Origin of the sequence: Bradyrhizobium sp. BLXBL-01, assembly GCF_051853025.1 — a bacterium.
Taxonomy (GTDB): Bacteria; Pseudomonadota; Alphaproteobacteria; order Rhizobiales; family Xanthobacteraceae; genus Bradyrhizobium.
In genome coordinates, this window is sequence record NZ_CP182471.1 from 765,769 (window position 1) to 783,766 (window position 17,998).

17 protein-coding genes are annotated in these 17,998 nt (G+C 63.5%); 9 read left to right on the plus strand and 8 right to left on the minus strand.

Annotated elements, in window-relative coordinates; genetic code table 11:
* Window positions 1–21: 21 nt before the first annotated feature.
* A complete protein-coding gene (locus ACNJYA_RS03600; protein WP_036045494.1) occupies window positions 22–285 on the minus strand; it encodes a hypothetical protein in 264 nt (87 codons plus the stop codon).
* A gap of 139 nt (window positions 286–424) precedes the next feature.
* Window positions 425–1,231, minus strand: coding sequence for a creatininase family protein (locus ACNJYA_RS03605; protein ID WP_439365409.1), 807 nt, complete (start codon window positions 1,229–1,231; stop codon window positions 425–427).
* A gap of 153 nt (window positions 1,232–1,384) precedes the next feature.
* Between ACNJYA_RS03605 and ACNJYA_RS03610 the strand changes: the two genes are divergently transcribed.
* From ACNJYA_RS03610 to ACNJYA_RS03630, 5 genes are all read left to right on the plus strand, one after another.
* Complete coding sequence (locus ACNJYA_RS03610) at window positions 1,385–2,407, plus strand: ABC transporter substrate-binding protein (RefSeq protein ID WP_439365410.1); 1,023 nt, start codon at window positions 1,385–1,387, stop codon at window positions 2,405–2,407.
* A 206-nt stretch (window positions 2,408–2,613) separates the two neighbouring features.
* On the plus strand, window positions 2,614–3,429 hold the full coding sequence (locus ACNJYA_RS03615) for an ABC transporter ATP-binding protein (RefSeq protein ID WP_439365412.1): 816 nt from the start codon (window positions 2,614–2,616) through the stop codon (window positions 3,427–3,429).
* Window positions 3,426–4,244: an ABC transporter permease gene (locus ACNJYA_RS03620; protein ID WP_439365414.1), complete on the plus strand. Its 819-nt coding sequence runs from the start codon at window positions 3,426–3,428 to the stop codon at window positions 4,242–4,244. The genes ACNJYA_RS03615 and ACNJYA_RS03620 overlap by 4 nt, the downstream gene beginning before the upstream one ends.
* Window positions 4,244–5,233 (plus strand): 2-hydroxyacid dehydrogenase, encoded by a 990-nt coding sequence (locus ACNJYA_RS03625; protein ID WP_439365415.1) that lies wholly within the window; start codon window positions 4,244–4,246, stop codon window positions 5,231–5,233. The genes ACNJYA_RS03620 and ACNJYA_RS03625 overlap by 1 nt, the downstream gene beginning before the upstream one ends.
* On the plus strand, window positions 5,233–5,925 hold the full coding sequence (locus tag ACNJYA_RS03630) for an AprI/Inh family metalloprotease inhibitor (RefSeq protein WP_439365417.1): 693 nt from the start codon (window positions 5,233–5,235) through the stop codon (window positions 5,923–5,925). The genes ACNJYA_RS03625 and ACNJYA_RS03630 overlap by 1 nt, the downstream gene beginning before the upstream one ends.
* A gap of 222 nt (window positions 5,926–6,147) precedes the next feature.
* On the opposite strand, the gene ACNJYA_RS03635 is transcribed toward ACNJYA_RS03630, so the two are convergent.
* On the minus strand, window positions 6,148–7,542 hold the full coding sequence (locus ACNJYA_RS03635; RefSeq protein WP_439365418.1) for a peptidoglycan-binding protein: 1,395 nt from the start codon (window positions 7,540–7,542) through the stop codon (window positions 6,148–6,150).
* Window positions 7,543–7,794: 252 nt separating this feature from the next.
* On the opposite strand from ACNJYA_RS03635, the gene ACNJYA_RS03640 reads away from it, so the two are divergent.
* Both ACNJYA_RS03640 and ACNJYA_RS03645 read left to right on the plus strand, forming a co-directional pair.
* Window positions 7,795–8,169: a hypothetical protein gene (locus tag ACNJYA_RS03640; RefSeq protein ID WP_172786638.1), complete on the plus strand. Its 375-nt coding sequence runs from the start codon at window positions 7,795–7,797 to the stop codon at window positions 8,167–8,169.
* Between the two features lie 96 nt (window positions 8,170–8,265).
* Window positions 8,266–8,970 carry a tetratricopeptide repeat protein gene (locus ACNJYA_RS03645; protein ID WP_439365420.1) on the plus strand — a complete coding sequence of 235 codons (705 nt, stop codon included), beginning with the start codon at window positions 8,266–8,268 and terminating at the stop codon, window positions 8,968–8,970.
* A gap of 206 nt (window positions 8,971–9,176) precedes the next feature.
* Here the strand turns inward: ACNJYA_RS03645 and ACNJYA_RS03650 are convergent, their stop codons facing one another.
* Window positions 9,177–9,965 (minus strand): DUF4239 domain-containing protein, encoded by a 789-nt coding sequence (locus ACNJYA_RS03650; RefSeq protein WP_439365421.1) that lies wholly within the window; start codon window positions 9,963–9,965, stop codon window positions 9,177–9,179.
* Window positions 9,966–9,993: 28 nt separating this feature from the next.
* Complete coding sequence (radC, locus tag ACNJYA_RS03655; RefSeq protein ID WP_439365423.1) at window positions 9,994–10,707, minus strand: RadC family protein; 714 nt, start codon at window positions 10,705–10,707, stop codon at window positions 9,994–9,996.
* Between the two features lie 348 nt (window positions 10,708–11,055).
* Here radC and ACNJYA_RS03660 point away from each other — a divergent pair, with 348 nt between their 5' ends.
* Complete coding sequence (locus ACNJYA_RS03660) at window positions 11,056–12,243, plus strand: hypothetical protein (RefSeq protein ID WP_439402063.1); 1,188 nt, start codon at window positions 11,056–11,058, stop codon at window positions 12,241–12,243.
* Window positions 12,244–12,859: 616 nt separating this feature from the next.
* Here the strand turns inward: ACNJYA_RS03660 and map are convergent.
* Window positions 12,860–13,678 (minus strand): type I methionyl aminopeptidase, encoded by an 819-nt coding sequence (gene map, locus ACNJYA_RS03665; protein WP_025032534.1) that lies wholly within the window; start codon window positions 13,676–13,678, stop codon window positions 12,860–12,862.
* 120 nt (window positions 13,679–13,798) lie between these two features.
* Window positions 13,799–15,115: a mechanosensitive ion channel family protein gene (locus ACNJYA_RS03670; RefSeq protein ID WP_212259421.1), complete on the minus strand. Its 1,317-nt coding sequence runs from the start codon at window positions 15,113–15,115 to the stop codon at window positions 13,799–13,801.
* 190 nt (window positions 15,116–15,305) lie between these two features.
* On the opposite strand from ACNJYA_RS03670, the gene ACNJYA_RS03675 reads away from it, so the two are divergent.
* The gene (locus tag ACNJYA_RS03675; RefSeq protein WP_212259422.1) at window positions 15,306–17,099 is read left to right on the plus strand and encodes a potassium/proton antiporter; all 1,794 of its coding nucleotides are present in this window, start codon (window positions 15,306–15,308) and stop codon (window positions 17,097–17,099) included.
* Between the two features lie 236 nt (window positions 17,100–17,335).
* Here ACNJYA_RS03675 and modC read toward each other — a convergent pair whose 3' ends face one another.
* On the minus strand, window positions 17,336–17,998 hold the full coding sequence (modC, locus tag ACNJYA_RS03680; RefSeq protein ID WP_439365429.1) for a molybdenum ABC transporter ATP-binding protein: 663 nt from the start codon (window positions 17,996–17,998) through the stop codon (window positions 17,336–17,338).

Consider the following 17,998-nt stretch of genomic DNA (forward strand, 5'->3'; position numbering starts at 1 on the left):
GATCGGCCTCAGGTACTCAGATCAGTAGCAGGTGCGAACGCGGCCGACGTACTGGCCGAAGGCGTTGTACTGCGCGACCCAGCCGCAGCGGTGATAGCCGTGGTAATAGGGATCGTTGCTGGCGGCGATCGCGGAGCCGACGACGGCGGCGGTGGCGATGCCGGCACCGACACCCCAGACCCAGCCGGGCTGCTTGGCTTCGGCCGAGGTGGTGGTGGACGCGATGCTGCCGGTGACGGCGAGAGCAGCGAGAGCTGCGGCGGCAATCTTGGTCTTGATCGACATGTGAAACTCCATCCGGGTTGAGGCGGTCCGTTGTGGCCCGCGTGCCCAGTTGGACGGAGGCATGCCGTGTCCGGTTCGAAAGCGCATCTGGCGCTGCCGGAATCCGGTCATTTCCCGAATGGTTTCAGGTGGATGCAGGCTAGCCGAGCGGCCCCTTGGCGAGCCTGTTCACGTCGAAGTTATCGACCTCTCCCAGCAGCTCGCAAAAGGCGCGCGCGCCTTGATCGAGCAACTGCTCGCCCTTCGTTGGCTCAGCCAGCGTCGCGTTGCCGACTGCGCCGCTGGCGTTGAGATCCTGCGCCTGCCAGGCGAACGGCGCCGGCCGCTGCGTCGACAGCCAGCGATATTGCTGCTCCATCGCGATGCTGCTCGCGGGAAAATCAGCGATCGCATCCTTGCGCACCTGATCACGATAGCGCGCCAGCATGATCGAGGTCTCGACCGCGCCGCCGTGAATGCCGTGGCGCACTTCATCGGCCGGGAACAATGTGTCCGCGCCCGAGAGCCGCGACCACGACGTCGTCACCACGAAGAGCTTTTGATACGCGCGAAGGTCCTGCGCGACCAGCATCATGGCCGCGCTATTGCCGCCATGGCTGGTGACGATGACGAGCTTTCTCACGCCGCGGCGTGCAACCTCCTCGCCGATCCCAGTCCATTTCTTCAGCGCCATTTCGGTCGGCAGCGTCTGCGTGCCCGGATAGTCGATATGCTCGGTGGAAATCCCGACCCGTTCGACCGGGAGGAAGCTCGCCGCAACGCTCGCGGACAACAGCTCGCGCACACGTGCCAGATAGGCGTCCGCGATCAGCACGTCCGTTGTCAGTGGCAGATGCGGGCCGTGCTGCTCGGTTGCCGCCAGCGGCAGCACCGCGATCCAGCGCGACACCTCGCCCGGGCTCGCATGAGCCCAGTCGATGTCGATCCAGTCGCGGGAGGGCGTCATCGAGGTTTCCTTGCCCGAATTTGTCACGTAATTTGCGCTATGAGGGGATGCGGGCCCGGCCGGCTCGCATCCCCTGATGTCATGCGGTTTTATCGCGTTGCATTCACTTGAACCAGAGACGATTGGACCAGCCAGGGTCGACGGAGTGCCATCATGCCCCCCTTTCATCTGCGGCGAGCGTTAATTGCAGGCTTGTTGGCCGCTGTCGCCTCCTTTGCGCCGGCGCGCGCCCAAACGCTCGACAAGGTCACCTTCGGCACCAACTGGGTCGCCGAGGCCGAGCATGGCGGCTTCTTCCAGGCGGTCGCCGACGGCACCTACAAGAAATACGGTCTCGACGTCACCATCGTCCCCGGCGGTCCCAACGAGAACAACCGGATGCTGCTGATTGCCGGCAAGATCGATTTCTTCATGGCCGCGAACACGCTGATGTCGTTCGACGCGGTCGCCAACAACGTTCCCGTCGTCAGCATCGCCGCGGTGTTCCAGAAGGATCCGCAGGTGATGCTGACGCAGCCCGACGCCAAGGTCGCCAAGATCGAGGATCTCAAGCCGCTGACGCTGTTCGTCTCCAAGGAAGGCATGACCAGCTATTTCCAGTGGCTGAAGTCCGAATACGGCTTCAGCGAGAAGAACGTCCGGCCCTATAATTTCAATCCGCAGCCCTTCATCGCCAATCCCAAGAGCGCCATGCAGGGTTACGTCACCTCCGAGCCCTTCGCGGTCGAGAAGGCCGCCGGCTTCAAGCCCAACGTGCTGCTGCTCGCCGATTACGGCTTCAACACCTATTCGACCCTGATCGAGACCCGCCGTGAGATCGTCGAGAAGAAGCCCGACTTCGTGCAGCGCTTCGTCGATGCCTCCATGATCGGCTGGTACAATTACATCTACCGCGACAATTCCGCCGGCAATGCCCTGATCAAGCAGCTCAACCCGGAGATGACCGACGATCTCTTGGCCTATTCCGTCGCCAAGATGAAAGAGCACGGCATCGTCGATTCCGGCGACAGCTTGAAGAACGGCATCGGTGCGATGAGCGACGAGCGCTATGCCTCCTTCTTCAACAAGATGGTCAAGGCCGGCGTCGTGAAGGCGGATCTCGACTTCCGCAAATCCTATACGCTGCGCTTCGTCAACAAGGGCGTCGGCGTCGAGCTGCGCCCGAACAAGCAGTAGATGCTGAGATCAGGCACGACGGTGCGGCTGGGGCCCACCTCTCCCGAAGGGAGAGGTCGCATCGCATCGTCAGATGCGGTGCGGGTGAGGGGTTACGCTCTCTCGTGGGACCTGAGGCCCCTCACCCGGCGCTGCGCGCCGACCTCTCCCCGTTGGGGAGAGGTGAAAGACGCGGCGCGACCGAGCCTCACAAAGACCAGCGATCGATGGTAGCGAGCTCAACGCCACCCGCCGTCGAGCCCAGTCTGACCGCTCTCGCCGTCAGCCTGCGCGGCGTGACCAAAACTTACGACAACGGCGTGATGGCGCTCGGCCCGCTCGATCTTGCTGTTCGCAAGGGCGAGTTCATCTCGCTGCTGGGCCCGTCCGGCTGCGGCAAATCGACGGTGTTGCGGCTGATCGCCGAGCTCAGCGCGCCGTCGTCGGGCACGGTGCGGGTGGCACGGCACGAGGGCGTGCCGCAGCCGGGTCACGGCATCGGCTTCGTGTTCCAGGAGCCCACCCTGATGCCCTGGGCCAACGTCCGTGAGAACGTGCGGCTGCCGCTGAAGCTCGGCGGCGTGCCGAAGGCGGAAGGGCGCGCGCGTGCCGACGCGGCACTGGCGAGTGTCGGCCTTGCCGATTTCGCCGAGGCCTTTCCGCGCGAGCTCTCCGGCGGCATGAAGATGCGGGTGTCGCTGGCGCGCGCGCTCGTCACCGATCCCGATATCCTCCTGATGGACGAGCCGTTCGCCGCGCTCGACGAGATCACGCGTTTCCGCCTCAACAACGATCTGCTGGCGCTGTGGCGGTCCCTGCGCAAGACCGTCATCTTCGTCACCCATTCGGTGTTCGAATCCGTCTATCTGTCGCAGCGCGTCGTGGTCATGACGTCGCGGCCCGGCCGCATCCAGGCCGACATCCGTATCGAGACGGTCGAGCCGAGGGCTGAGGAGTTTCGCACCTCGGCGGCCTATTCCGACTATTGCCGACGCGTGTCCGCCGCGCTGGCGCCGTCCTATTCGGAGCAGTCGACGCTATGAGCGCGCAAGCTCCCGTGCCGGCAAAATCCTCTGGCGCGCAACGCGCGATGCGCTTCGTGCTGCCGGTCATCGTCTTCGCGGCCGGCCTCCTTGCCTGGGAACTCGTGGTCCGCATCAAGGAGATCCCGCCTTACGTGCTGCCGGCGCCCTCGGTCATCGTGCTGACACTGATCAAGGACTGGGCGGTGCTGTCACAATCGCTGGCGACCACGCTTGCAACCACGCTCGAAGGTTTTGTCACCGCCAGCATCGGCGGCATCGCGCTGGCGCTGCTGTTCAACCAGTCGAAATGGGTGGAATATTCGCTGTTCCCCTATGCCATCGTGCTCCAGGTGACGCCTGTGATCGCGATCGCGCCGCTCTTGCTGATCTATCTGGAGCAGCAGACCGCGGTGGTCGTCTGCGCCTTCATCGTCGCTTTCTTCCCGGTGCTGTCGAACACCACGCTCGGGCTGAACTCGGTGGACCGCAATTTGGCCGGGTTGTTCCAGCTCTATGGCGCATCGAAGCCGCAAACCCTGCGCTTCCTCAAGCTGCCGGCGGCGCTGCCCTATATCCTCGGCGGCCTGCGCATCGCCGGCGGCCTGTCGCTGATCGGCGCCGTCGTGGCCGAGATCGCGGCCGGAACGGCCGGCGCCGGCTCGGGGCTCGCCTACAGGATCGCCGAATCCGGCTATCGCTTGAACATACCCCGCATGTTTGCAGCGCTGCTTCTGTTGTCGCTGGCCGGGATTGTCATCTATGGGGTGCTGGCGCTAGTTTCCCACCTCGTTTTACGGCGCTGGCATGAAAGCGCGCTTGGAAAGGAAAACTGATGGCTGCCGGTTCGATTTCGTCCGAAAAGATCGACCTTCTGATCTATGGGCCGGTGCGGCCGATCCTCGAGAACGGCTTTTCCGATCATTTCGTCGTGCACAAGGCGGAGACGCGCGGCGATCTCGAGCGGCTGACGCCGGCGGTCCGCGACAGGATCCGCGGCGTCGCGGTGACCTACCATACCGTGCGCGCGGACAAGGATTCGCTGTCGCAGCTGCCGAAGCTGGAAATGGTGGCGAGCTTCGGTGTCGGCTACGACCACATCGACGCCAAATATGCCGCCGAGCACAACATCGTCGTCACCAACACGCCCGACGTCTTGACCGAGGAGGTCGCCGACGTCGCGATGGGCCTTCTGATCTCGACCTTGCGCGAGTTCATCAAGGCCGACCGCTATGTCCGCTCCGGGCTGTGGCAGACCCAGAACTATCCGCTCAGCGTCGGCTCGCTGCGCGACCGCAAGGTCGGCATCGTCGGCATGGGCCGGATCGGCCAGGCCATCGCGCGCCGGCTCGACGCCTCGCTGGTGCCGGTGGTCTACCACTCGCGCAACCCCTCCAAGGAGGTCGCCTACAAGCACTACCCTGATTTGATCGAGATGGCGAAAGCTGTCGACACGCTCGTTGTGATCGTGCCGGGCGGTGCCTCGACCGAAAAGATGATCAATGCCGAAGTGCTGAAGGCGCTCGGCCCGCGCGGCGTGCTGGTCAACGTCGCGCGCGGCTCGGTGGTCGACGAGCCCGCGCTGATCCAGGCGCTGAAATCCGGCACCATTCTCGCCGCCGGCCTCGACGTGTTCGCGGCCGAGCCGAACGTGCCCGACGAGCTCAAGACCATGCAGAACGTCGTGCTGCTGCCGCATATCGGCTCGGCCTCGGTGGTGACGCGCAACGCCATGGACCAGCTCGTGGTCGACAATCTCAAGTCCTGGTTCGCCGGCAAGGCGCCGCTGACGCCGGTTGCGGAAACGCCGGTCAAGGGGCGCTGATGATCGCACGTCGCCTTCTCGCATTTGCCATCGCGGCCTTTCTGGCCGCGACCGGCATCGCGCGTGCGCAGGATGCGACGAGCCTGAAGAAGCAGATGCCCGGACAGTGGGAGCTCTCGACCACCGAGCGCAGCAAGACCTGCGTCGTCACACTGAGAGGTGACGCCGCAGGCCAGGGCTACAAGCTGGAGCTGGAGCCGGCCTGCAAGACCGCGCTGCCCTTCACCAAGGACATCGTCGCCTGGAGCGTGAAGGGCCTCGACATCGTGCGCCTGCAGGATGCGACCGGCGAAGCCGTGATCGATTTCACCGAGGTCGAGGCCGGCATCTTCGAAGGCCTGCGCCAGGGCGAGGGCGTCTACATCCTGCAGGACCTCGCCGCCGCGCGCTCGATGGCGAAGTCGATGGACCAGATGATCGGCGACTGGTCGATGGTGCGCGGCAACGGCCAGCCGATCTGCGGGCTGACGCTGACCAACACCGAAGCGGGCCCGGACAATTTCCAGGTCTTCCTCAAGCCGAGATGCGACGCCACGATCGCGCAGTTCAACCCGACGCAATGGCGACTCGAGCGCGGCCAGATCATCCTGATGTCCAAATCAGGCGACGCCTGGCAGTTCGAGGCCGACGACAACGCCCAGTGGCGCCGTGTCCCCGACACCGCCGATCCCCTGATCATGTTGCGCCAGTAGGCGGGGCCAAGCCGCGGGCTCGATAACCTCTCCCGCTTGCAAGCGGGAGGGGTCGGCGCGTTCCGGGCGATGCGAAGCATCGTCCCGCGCGCCGGGTGAGGGCTTTCTCCTCTTGGGGATTCTCGATTGTCGAGACACCCTCTCCCCAACCCTCCCCCGCAAGCGGGGGAGGGAGCGCACCTGCTCCTGGAGTAGCATCCCAAGTCCGATCTCCCTGGGTCCTCACGTGGTCACCTTCGGCGGCGGCGCGGTGCCTTGCGCCCATTTCTCCATCTTGCCGAGCACGCCCCAGACGGCGAGCGCGAGCGAGATCGGCATTGCGAACTGGCCAAGGCCGGGCACGGCCGACACGATGGTTCCGAGCAGCCCGGCAAGGCCTCCCGCATTCGGGCTTGCCGTCACCGAGGAGAGCAGGGCGGTGATCAGCGAGCCGCCGATGCCGAGCGCGGTCTTCTTGCCGTCGAGCAGCTTGCCGATGGTCTCGCCGAGTGCGCCATTGACCTGGCCGAGCATCGGCTTGCCGCCGCCGTTGTTGAGCAGGGTGCTGAGCAAATCGACGACCTGTTTCAGCTGATCGACGGGGGCGGGGCTCATCGGGGCGACGGGTCCGGGCATGGGCGCTGTCTTGTTGATGAGGGAGAACAGCCGTTCGAACAGGCTGACGGGATCGTTGGTGGCAGGCAATGTGTTGCTCGGCACGATCGCTGGCAGCGTCCCGCCGCTTGACGGCGGTCGCAGCACTTGTGTGAGATCTTCCAGCCGCTTCAGGATCTGCGAGAGGTCGCCGTTCTGCCCGGCCGGGCCTGGCTGCTGCATCCCGCGCGTGATGGCGGCGACCGTGGCGGCGTCGAGCAATCCGGTATCCCTCAGGCCGTTCTGCTGCTGAAACAGCGAGACGGCGGCCCTGGTCTTCGGTCCGCTGATGCCGTCCTCGACGAGCGGCGGATTGGCGCCGAGCTTGTTCAGCGCCTGCTGCATCAGCATGACCGTCGAAGCCACCTCATCCTCGGGCTCGGTGCGACCGGCGAATTGCGGGCCGTCGTCGAGCGCGATCGACGAATCCAGCGCCATCATCGCATGCAGGATCACCGCCGTGCCGAGCTGGGCATCGACGTGACCGGGATCGAACACATGGTCGCGGACGAATTTTCCGGCTCTTGCTTCCGGCGGGCCGTACAGGGTCGAGCCGCCATAGAGATAGGGCGAATTGACGCCCTTGGAATGATACCCGAAGCCGTTGAACGCCTCGAGCCGGAACAGCATCCGCGCGATGCCCCAATCCCGCGCACCGATGAAGTTCTCGATTCTGAACGCGTCCACGGCGCCGTCCACGAAGGTAGCGAACGGGCCGCGCCCCTTCGGAACGATCGTCGTCGGGCGATGAAGCGTTTCGCCGTTGCCCAGATAGGTGTCGAAATCGAAGTTGGATTCGCGGTAATGGCAGAGCGCGGTGAAGTACCAGGGCACGCCGGTCAGCCGCTCGATCTGCTGATAGGTCGCCTTGCCGTTGAGCGCCTTGCGGGCGATGGCATTCGCCTCGGCGAGGCGTCCGGGCCGGATTTCGAGACCGGCCCAATTCCGCTCGTATTCGTTCTTGAAACTCTCGAATGAAATCATCTTCCGCTCCCGCAAATTGATTGAATGATCGACTTGCCGTGCAAACCAAGGTGAGCCAGGTGTCGTGATCGGTGCCTGGCTCCAGCGTGATCTGTCGAAAGTCTGGCAGGTCGCCGGCGCGGCGCATGTGAAATGGCTTACAGCTTGGGCGGGAAATCTCGGTAGAACCAGGGCGAGGCCTCCACCGCTCCGGGAACCGGCCGGCGATCCCTCCGTTAGCAAGACGAGACGGTCCGGCAAGGAGTGTTCTGCATGGCCAAGCGCGTCCTCGCGATCGGCATCGAACCCGGCAATGCCGACTACAGCGCATTCCCGCAGCTGACGCCGGAGCTCGTGCGCGACTACATCGAGGCGCAGCTGTTGCGCCTGCGCGATCTCGGCTTCGAGGTCACGAGCTGCCTGATCGATCTCGATGTCACAGCCGAAGCCGGCGTGGTGGCGGCGCTGCGCGATGAGCGCTTCGACTGCATCGTCATCGGCGCCGGCCTGCGCGAGCCGAAGGAGCGCCTGCTCTTGTTCGAGAAGGTGCTCAACCTCGTTCACCGCCTGGCGCCCGATGCCGCGATCTGCTTCAACACCACGCCTGCCGACACCGCCGAGGCGGTGCAGCGCTGGGTGGAGCCCTGACGGGACCGCCCGGGCAGGCCAAGGATCGCTGATTTCGAACTTTTTCTCCGTCTCGAGCGACCAAGACGGAATGGTTCAAACTCGATCGGCTTTGACATGAAATTCGTTGCCCTGGCCTTTTCGTGCCTTCTGCTTGTCGCGGTGCCCGCCAGCGCGAATGACACCCGCACCTTCAATGCGATGGTCGCGTTGGCCAATCGCGGAGATGCGGAGGCGCAATATCATGTCGGCATGATGCACAATAACGGCATCGGCACACCGCAGGATCGCAGCCAGGCATTCGAGTGGTTTCAAAAATCGGCCGCGGCCAACGATCCGCTCGGAGCCTATAAGCTCGGCTGTTATTATGACGGGCAGGGCGTGGGCGTCGTCGCAACGGATCCGGATCAGGCATTGAAGTACAAGCTTGTGTCCGCCAAGGCCGGTTACGCGCGTGCCCAGCACGATGTCGCTCTCATGTATGACCGGCAAGGGAATTCGGAAGAAGCGCTGAAATGGTGGAAGCTGGCAGGCGACCAGGGCCTCCCCAGCGCCCTCTTCAGCCTGTCCCGCGCATATTCTGCGGGAAAGGGCACGCCGAGGGACGTGTCCCTGTCGTATGCCTATTTCAAGCTCTCGAAGGTGGCGCCGGCCAGGAATGTCAACGAGATGGCCTCCATGTTGTCCAAGCCGGAGCTCGAGAAGGCCGAGAAAATGGTTGCCGAATGGAAGCCGCAACCGACCGCCCTGACGCTCAAGGCATTCGCCGGCATCACGGCCGCAGAAGACCACTTGAAGGCCGCCAAAAGCCAGGTGTTCTGATCTGGACTCAAGCGGAATGGCTTTAGGTTGATCAATGCCGCGGTCTCGGTTCACCTCTCCCGCTTGCGGGAGAGGTCGGCGCGTCCGGGCGATGCGAAGCATCGTCCCGCGCGCCGGGTGAGGTTTTCCTCTTGGGGATTATCCCATTGCGGAAACATCCTCTCCCCGACCCTCTCCGGCAAGCGGGAGAGGGAGTGCGCCTCCGTCTAGGTCTTCGCTGCTGCCTCCGGCATGATCTGCAGCAGCGGCTCCGGCTTGATCGAGACCTGACCGGCGAATGGCCGGTCGTGTGCGGCAATCAGCAGGACGGAGGTGGCCACCCCCGTCGCGAACAGGCCCATCGCGATCGCCGATCCCAGCCGGTTGTCGCAATGAACGAGGCCGATTACCAGCAATGCGCAGGCGGCTTGGAGGTACAGGCACCACCATTTGACTGGATTGACTGCGGCGAGGCTGACGATGATCCTCTGCCGCCGCGCATCCAGCGCCTGCTCCAGCGCGGCGATGAGCTCGCGTTGCACATTCGCCTGCCCCGTGCCTTGCGGCGTCATCGTGATGACGAGCTGCAGGGCATCGGCGAGCGCCGGCGGCGTCACTTTCAGCGATGCCTCCTGATGCGCCATCATCGGCCATTCCACCGCGACAGCCTGCCCGACATAGTCGCGCACCAGGCCGCGCAGCTTCGTCTCCTGCTCCGCCGGCAGGCCGCCGGCCAGCAGCACGGCGCTGCGCAGCGCGCTGGCCTCGCGGCTCACCGCGGCACTGGCGCGATCGCTGTCGCCCCAGACCTGCGCTGCGGTGAAGGCGACGAACAGGCCAAAGATGATGCCGAGCACGGGCAGCATGCCCGGCGAGATCACTTTGAGCGATTTGGCACGCTCCTCCGTTGCGACAAGCGCGATGCCTGCGAAGATCGCCGCGGCCATAAGATAGGTGAATCCGAAGATCACCAGCGCCATGACGGGCACCGGCAGATTGTGCAGCCAGTCGCTCATCGTTCCCTTGTCATCTGATTTTGAGACTCTAGATCAGCCGCAGCCCGCGCAAACTCGCATGCCCGTTCTTGCCGACGATGATGTGATCATGCACGGCAATCCCCAGCGGTTTTGCGATGTCGATGATCGCCTTCGTCATCTGGATGTCGGCCTGCGAGGGCGAGGGATCGCCGCTAGGGTGGTTGTGCACCAGGATCAAGGCGGTCGCCGATAGTTCCAGCGCGCGCTTGATCACCTCGCGCGGATAGACCGGAGTGTGATCGACCGTGCCGGTCTGCTGCACCTCGTCGGCGATCAGCTGGTTGCGCTTGTCCAGGAACAGCAGGCGAAATTGCTCCTTGTCGGCAAACGCCATGCTGGTGCGGCAATAGGCGATCACCTCGTTCCAGGATGACAGCGCGTTGCGGCTGTTGACCTCGCCCTTGGCGACCCGATGCGCCGCCGCGGCAATCAGCTTGAGCTGGTTGATCGCGGACTCGCCGATCCCCTCGACCTCGCGCAGGCGCGCCACCGGCGCATGCACGACCTCGGCGAACGAGCCGAAGGTCTTGATCAGCAGCTTGGCGAGCGGCTTGGTGTCGCGCCGCGGCAGCGCCGGAAACAGCGCCATCTCCAGCAATTCGTAATCGCTCAGCGCATCCGCGCCCGCGCTGTAGAAGCGCTCGCGCAGCCGCTCGCGATGGCCGAGATAGTGCGGCGTGTCCTCGGGCTTGCTGTTGTCGTGGTCAGGCTTGGCGGGCATCGGCCGCCAGCATTGCCGGGGACCGGCGTTTTTGCAACCGTCAATTGAGATGGCGCGTCGCGTGTCGGCCGGCGTCCGAGCGGGGGGCGGCGCACGTTAGCCGTGGTTGACCTAAGACTGGGAGATGAGCGCGCAATGGCCGCCCCGATCGTGGGCGTTGTCGCAAGCTGCGATGGAGGACGAATTGGATTGCTTAAGATCGGAAATTGAGTAGTATGAAATCATTGCTACAACTAGCAATTATGTTGCCAAGCTTTGGATAATTAGTCTCTCGTTGAGGTAGCGATCCTTCCTCGCGGGCAAGCCGCGTTGACATATATTGGCCTCTGGAATTGCTTGAGGGCAAACATGGACCATGCCTCTAACGTTTCACCAGAGTCTGCCGTTTCAGTTTCGCTTATTGCAAAGACTCTGGATACGACAGCAGGTTCGGGTTTGCACGCCATCGCTGAGTGGCTTGATCGCCGTGGACTTGGTGCTTTCACGCCTGTGGCGCTGTACGCAGGGGCTGTTACTTTCACTTTTTTGCCGTTGCTGATAGCCGCTTGCTTCGGCGTACCCATGGCGGCGCGATCGGCTACACTGAATTTGCCTTTTTTCTACGACGTCAGCACGATTTTTATGTATCTGGTGTCGTTTCCCTGTCTGCTGATACTAACAACAACTGACCATGCGCTCCTTTGTCGTTCACTCAATCGCGTTCAAGTGGACGGCATTCTGAATACTTCCGAAGGAAGCGCCGTGTTTCTTGTCGCCCGCTGGAATCGTATTTTCCGCAGGATCAATCTGGGGGCGCAAGCTGTGGGCATGCTTGCCGGAGTAATCGCGGTCTATTTCGTCTACCGGTTGATTGCCGACGGTGCGTATACCAGTTGGGAGTCCGGCCATCCGCTCTCTGCGGCTGGCTACATCCGCATGTACTGTGACTTTCTGTTCGCTATTGTGGCAGCGGTCTACGTAATCCGCAGTTCCGCTCTACCAGTATTGTTATGGGAAGTCGTTTCCCATTCGGACCTTCGCATGCTGCCCTTGCATCCGGACAATGCGGGCGGCTTGCGACCCATTGGTCGGTTAGGACTGCGCAATCAGTATGCAATCTCGCTTGTCGGTCTCAATATCGGCTTAGGTTGGCTTGTCAGCCACTTTTTTACGCCCAACGAAGCGCGAGTGGGATTTCTGGTTGTAGCTGTGATTGCCTACTCAGTTGTTGGCCCATTTGTTTTCATTGGCCCTCTGCTCCCATTTCGCGATGCTATGATGAAGAGTAAGGCTCAACTCATGAGCGGTGTAGCGTTACGTATGCGGGCCCAACTAGATGACCTGCGCTCGCGCTTCCAGTCTGGCGTCATTACCGCAGACGATGAACAGATGATCGAGCGATTGCGAAAGATTGGCGCTGTAATCAACGACATGCCTGTATGGCCGTTCGATGCACTTACGATGCGAAAGTTTCTTACGGCTTACGTCATACCCCCCATAGTCAGCTTCATCGTGCCACTTCTGAAAAAGATACTTGGCTACTTCCAAGTTATATGACGCGCGCAAGGCTGCGGAATTGGGCCGTCACCGACCAGCACGAGACCCAATACTGCTGGTCATCGTTCCTATGCGCATGTTGAGTCCGAAACTCTCATCGATAACTCGCCAAAGGAGGCTAGAATGTTGATACGAGGGTTCGCTAGCATCATCGCAGTTCTCTTTGCGTCGTCTGCAGCCTTCGGCAAACCGCTGTCTTACGACGAGGTGCTAGACTTCCTTACGACCGATCGTTGGGGATTTAGATGTCCAGGATGGGTAAGTGGGGAGGGACATGTCGGCTTACAAACGATCAAAGACGGTGTGACCGCCATCGTGAACATCAAGGTGCAAGCAGTCGAGGGATGGTTGCCAATTCCCCTAGGAGACTACAAGCGTTCTATTCCGATCCGGCCGGCATCGAATTCATTTCCGTCAGATTTAAAGTCAAAGTCGGTATGCGGGACTATCTTCGGCCTAGGCGGGTGTTTTCTTGTCGATCGAAGTGAACAGAAAATCAAACTTCACTACTTTGGCGGAGAAAGAACGTTTCTCCCCTTTGATGGTCCTGACAATTCCAAGTATTGCGAACTTCGACGCGTTCTCGGATCTTAGCAGAAATACAGCGAGGTTGTGCTCACCCGATCTGCTTCTCGCCGTGCCGCTCCGACAGCGTGAAGATCTCGACACCCGTCGCGGTGACTCCGACCGAGTGCTCGAATTGCGCAGACAGCGAGCGGTCGCGCGTCACCGCGGTCCAGCCGTCGGAGAGGATCTTCACATGCGGCTTGCCGAGATTGATCATCGGCTCGATGGTGAAGAACATGCCGGGCTTGAGCTGCACGCCCTCGCCGGGCCGGCCGATATGGATGATGTTCGGCTCGTCGTGGAACATGCGGCCGAGGCCATGGCCGCAGAAATCGCGCACAACGCTCATGCCCTGCGGCTCGACGAAGCTCTGGATGGCATGGCCGATGTCGCCGGTGGTGGCGCCGGGCTTCACCGCGGCGATGCCGCGCATCATCGCTTCATAGGTCACCTCGATCAGCCGCTCCGCCTTGCGGGCGATCGGGCCGATCGCATACATCCGGCTGGAATCGCCATACCAGCCGTCGACGATGAAGGTGACGTCGATGTTGACGATGTCGCCTTCCTTCAGCGGACGGTCGCCCGGCATGCCGTGGCAGACCACGTGGTTGAGCGAGGTGCAGGTGGAGTAGCGGTAGCCGCGATACATCAGCGTCGCCGGATAGGCGCCATGGCTGAAGGCGAAGTCGCGGACGAATTCGTCGATTCTGGAGGTCGGCACGCCGGGCCCGACGATGTCGGTGAGCTCGTCCAGGCACCTGGCCACCAGCGCGCCCGCCTTGCGCATGCCGGCAAAGGCGGCGGGCCCGTGCAGCTTGATCTGTCCGGTCTTGCGCAGGGAGGTCTCGGTGGCGTCGACGTAGCTCATGCGTGTCAGGTCTTCTCGGGCTGATCTCGATGTCGGTGGAAAGGCTTGATTTCAGGCCCCAATTTAATGATTGGCAGGCTTCATGCAAGCCGAGGGGCCAGCCTCGGGGGCGAAAGTGACCTAATTCGGGACTTCTACGGTGGTTTCCACCGGCAGGGCGCCGCCGCGGATGCGGATTTCGCGGACGGGGTAGGGAACCCGGATGCCCTCGCGCTTGAAGGCGTCCCACAGCGCCAGCATCACGTCGCTCTTGACGTTGTCCATGCCGTCGGGGTCCGCGATCCAGAAGGTCAGCGAGAACTTCATGCCGGCTTCCGCGAACTCGGTCAAAATGCTGTTCGGCGCCTTGCCCTTGGTGGCGCGCGGATGGGCGGCGGCGGTCTCGGCGGCGAGCTTGGTGACCAGGCGCGGGTCGGCGTCGTAATTGGTGCCGAAGGCGATCTTCACCAGCGTGTTCTTGTCGGTATAGGTCCAGTTGACGACCTTCTGCGTCACCAGATCCTCGTTCGGCACCAGGAATTCGCGGCCGTCGCCGGCGGCGACGGAAATATAGCGCGTCTTCATCGCGCTGATCCGCCCGGTATTGTCCCCGATGGTGACGAGGTCGCCCGGCTTCACCGATTTGTCGGCGAGCAGGATGATCCCCGAGATGAAGTTGGCGACGATCTTCTGCAGGCCGATACCGATACCGACGCCGACCGCGCCGGAGAACACCGCGAGTGCCGACAGGTCGATCCCGACCGCGCCGAGCGCGATCACGATTGCGACCGTGAGCAGCCCGATGCGGATGATCTTCACCAGCAGCACCTGCACCGACGGCGTCAGGTCGGTGGTCGAGTTGATCCGGCTCTCGGCGAAATTGCTGGCGATGTTGGTGAGCCAGAGCGCGATCAGCAGCAGCGCGCCGGCCTTGAGCACCAGAAGCGGGGTCAGCCTGAGGCCGCCGAGTACGATCGCGAAGGAATCCAGCAGGTCGACCGTCGCATCGAGCTGGCCGACGATCGAGAGCGCGGCGACGAACCAGGCCGTGATCGACACTAGCTTGACGATGAAGGCGTTCCGCAGCACCGAGGTCACGAGCCGGATCACCAGCCAGGCGAAACCCAGCTTGGCTGCGACCATCAGGAGATAGGAGCGGCTCGGCCAGGTCGCGTGATACATCACCACGCGCGAGACGATCACGAGCAGCGTGAACACCGCCGTCGAGGCGCTGGCGACCATGACCCGAACGAAGTGTCGCAGCGGCAGCGGCCAGCGCATCGCCAGCGAGGTCAGGTCGACACGGCTGCGAATGCCGGCCTCCGCGGCATAGGCGATGCCGGCCGCTGCCAGGATGAGGCCGAATTGCAGGTAGAACCAGGGTGAGGAGATTTCCGCCCCGACGCTGCGTGCGGTGGTCTGCACGAACTCCATGAAGTCTTTGAGGTCCATGTCCATCGGTCTCGTCGGCAAGCGGGCAGGAATTGATTCGAGGGCAGGGCGCGGCCGGGCCATCGATACACCGTGAAGTGATGCGCGTTAAGGCCGTAAAATACGGGCAGATTGCCGCGAAGCGCGAAAATGGGTTGGCGCGCGAGTCCGCCGACGATAAGGATGAAATTCCAGCGATTTTTTACCCGGAAGGTGGATGGCTTCCCTCGACTCCGTCAGTCTCGCCATATTGCTCGGCGCCGTCCTCGTCATGGCCGGCATCCTCTCGAGCCTGCTTGCGCTGCGCTTCGGCGCGCCGTTGCTGCTCGTCTTCCTGGTCATCGGCATGCTCGCCGGCGATTCCGGCCCCGGTCAGCTCCAATTCGACGACGTCCGCACCACCTATCTGGTCGGCTCCGTCGCGCTCGCCCTGATCCTGTTCGACGGCGGCCTGCGCACGCGCTTTGCCAGCATCCGCACCGTGCTCGCCCCGTCTCTCGTGCTCGCGACCGTCGGCGTGCTGCTGACCGCGCTGGTCACGGCGCCGTTCGCCAAATACACGCTCGACCTCAACTGGGCGGAGTCGCTGCTGGTGGGCGCCGTGGTGGCCTCGACCGACGCGGCCGCCGTGTTCCTCCTGGTGCACACCCAGGGCCTGCGTCTGCGCCCGCGCGTCGGCGCGACGCTGGAGGCGGAATCCGGCACCAACGATCCCTTCGCGATCTTCCTCACTTTGATGCTGGTGGAATACATCTCGGTCGGCTCGAGCTCGGCCGGCCACGTGCTGATGGAGTTCGTGCTGGAGGCGGCACTGGGCGCCGTCGTCGGCGTGTTCGGCGGCCGCCTCGTCGTCATCGCGCTCAACAAGGTCGCCCTGCCGCAGGGACTACATGCGCCCTTCGTGACCACGGGCGCGCTCGTGATCTTCGGCGGCTCGCAGATCATGCACGCTTCCGGCTTCCTCGCCGTCTATCTCGCAGGCATCATCATCGGCAACCGGCCGACCCGCGCCCATAATTCGGTGGTGACCTTCCTCGATGCCGCGACCTGGCTGGCGCAGATCGTGATGTTCGTGCTGCTCGGCCTTCTGGTCTCGCCGAGCCGGCTGGGGGCCAGCGTGCTGCCGGCGGTCGCCGTCGCGCTCGTCCTGATGCTGGTGGCACGGCCGCTCGCGGTGTTCGTGTGCCTGTCGCCGTTCCGCTTCAACTGGCGCGAGAAGATCTTCATCGCCTGGACTGGTCTGCGCGGCGCCGTCGCGATCTTCCTGGCCTCGATCCCGATGCTGGTCGGCCTGTCCAAGGCCTATCTCTATTTCGACGTCGCCTTCGTCGTCGTCATCATCTCGCTCCTGCTGCAAGGCTGGACGCTGGCGCCGGCTGCCCGCAAGCTGCACGTGGCGCTGCCGCGCGCCGAACGCGGCCCGCGCCGCGTCGAGCTCGATCTGCCCGGCCAGCTCGAGCAGCAGCTGGTCGGTTATCCGGTGCGGCCCAAGAGCCTGTATTTCCGCCGCGGTCTGATCCCGTCCTGGTCCAAGCCGACGCTCGTCATCCGCAACGAGAACATCCTGACGCCAACGGAAGCCGACCCGATCGCGCCGGGCGACTACATCTATCTGCTGGCGCCGCCGGAAAAGGCCGAGTCGCTCGACCGCTTCTTCGTCGACATGCAGCCGAGCACCGCGCCGGATCCGCATCTGCTCGGCGACTTCATGGTCTCCGGCGAGCACACGCTCGCCGAGCTCGCCGAGATCTACGGCGTCAAGGTGAGCGAGGACGAGAGCAAGCTCACGCTCGCCGATTACTTCGACGTCCATCTCGATCGCGCGCCGAAGGAGGGCGCCGAGCTCGCGCTGGACGAGATCGTGCTGGTCGCCCGCAGCATCTCCGGTGGCCGCGTCAACGTCGTCGGCCTGCGCCTGCCGGAGGATGACGAGACGCCGCCGCCGCCGACACGCACCCAGGCGCTGCGGAAGAAGCTCGCCGAGCTGTGGTCCTCGGTGGCGGGAGTCTGACGCTGCCGTAGGGTGGGCCAAGGCGCCCTTGCGCAGTGCCCACCAGCAGGAACGACGTGGGCACGGCGCGCGAAGAGCGCGCTTTTCCCCACCCTACGAAGTCTGGTGGTTGGCAGGACAAAGCCAGCGAAGCACTCGTCATTGCGAGGAGCTCTTGCGACGAAGCAATCCAGACTGCCGCCCCGGATAGTCTCTGGATTGCTTCGCTACGCTCGCAAGGGATGGGCCACGGGCCCTCACGTCAGCACCTTCACCCCGCCCAATGACGTGACCCGCCCCTGCTTCAGCATCACGATCTGCGTCGCGAGCTGGCGCAGCTCGGCGACGTCGTGGCTGACATAGACCATCGGCACATTGGCTTCGTCGCGCAGCCGCACCAGATACGGCAAAATCTCGAGCTTGCGGCCCTCGTCCAGCGCGCCGAGCGGCTCGTCGAGCAGCAGGAGGCGGGGCTTCGACAGCAGCGCGCGGCCGAGCGCGACGCGCTGGCGCTCGCCGCCGGACAGCTTCCCGGGACGGCGATCCCTGAGCGCGCCGATGTCGAGCAACTCGATGATGCGCTTGTGCTGCGCCGGATCGGGCGCAAGTCCGTTCATGCGCCGCCCATAGTCGAGGTTCTGCGCCACGCTGAGATGCGGAAACAGCCGCGCATCCTGGAACACGTAGCCGATGCGGCGGCGGTAAGTGGGCACGTGAATGCCCGCCGCGGTGTCGTCGACGATCTCGCCGTCGATCGCGATGGTGCCGCGATCGGGCCGCAGCAGCCCGGCGATCATGTTGACCAGCGAGCTCTTGCCGGCACCCGAAGCGCCGAACAGCCCGATGACGCGCCCCTCGCTGCTGAAGGATGCGTGAAGCGAGAATTCGCCGAGCTGTTTTTCGACGTCGACGCGCAGCAT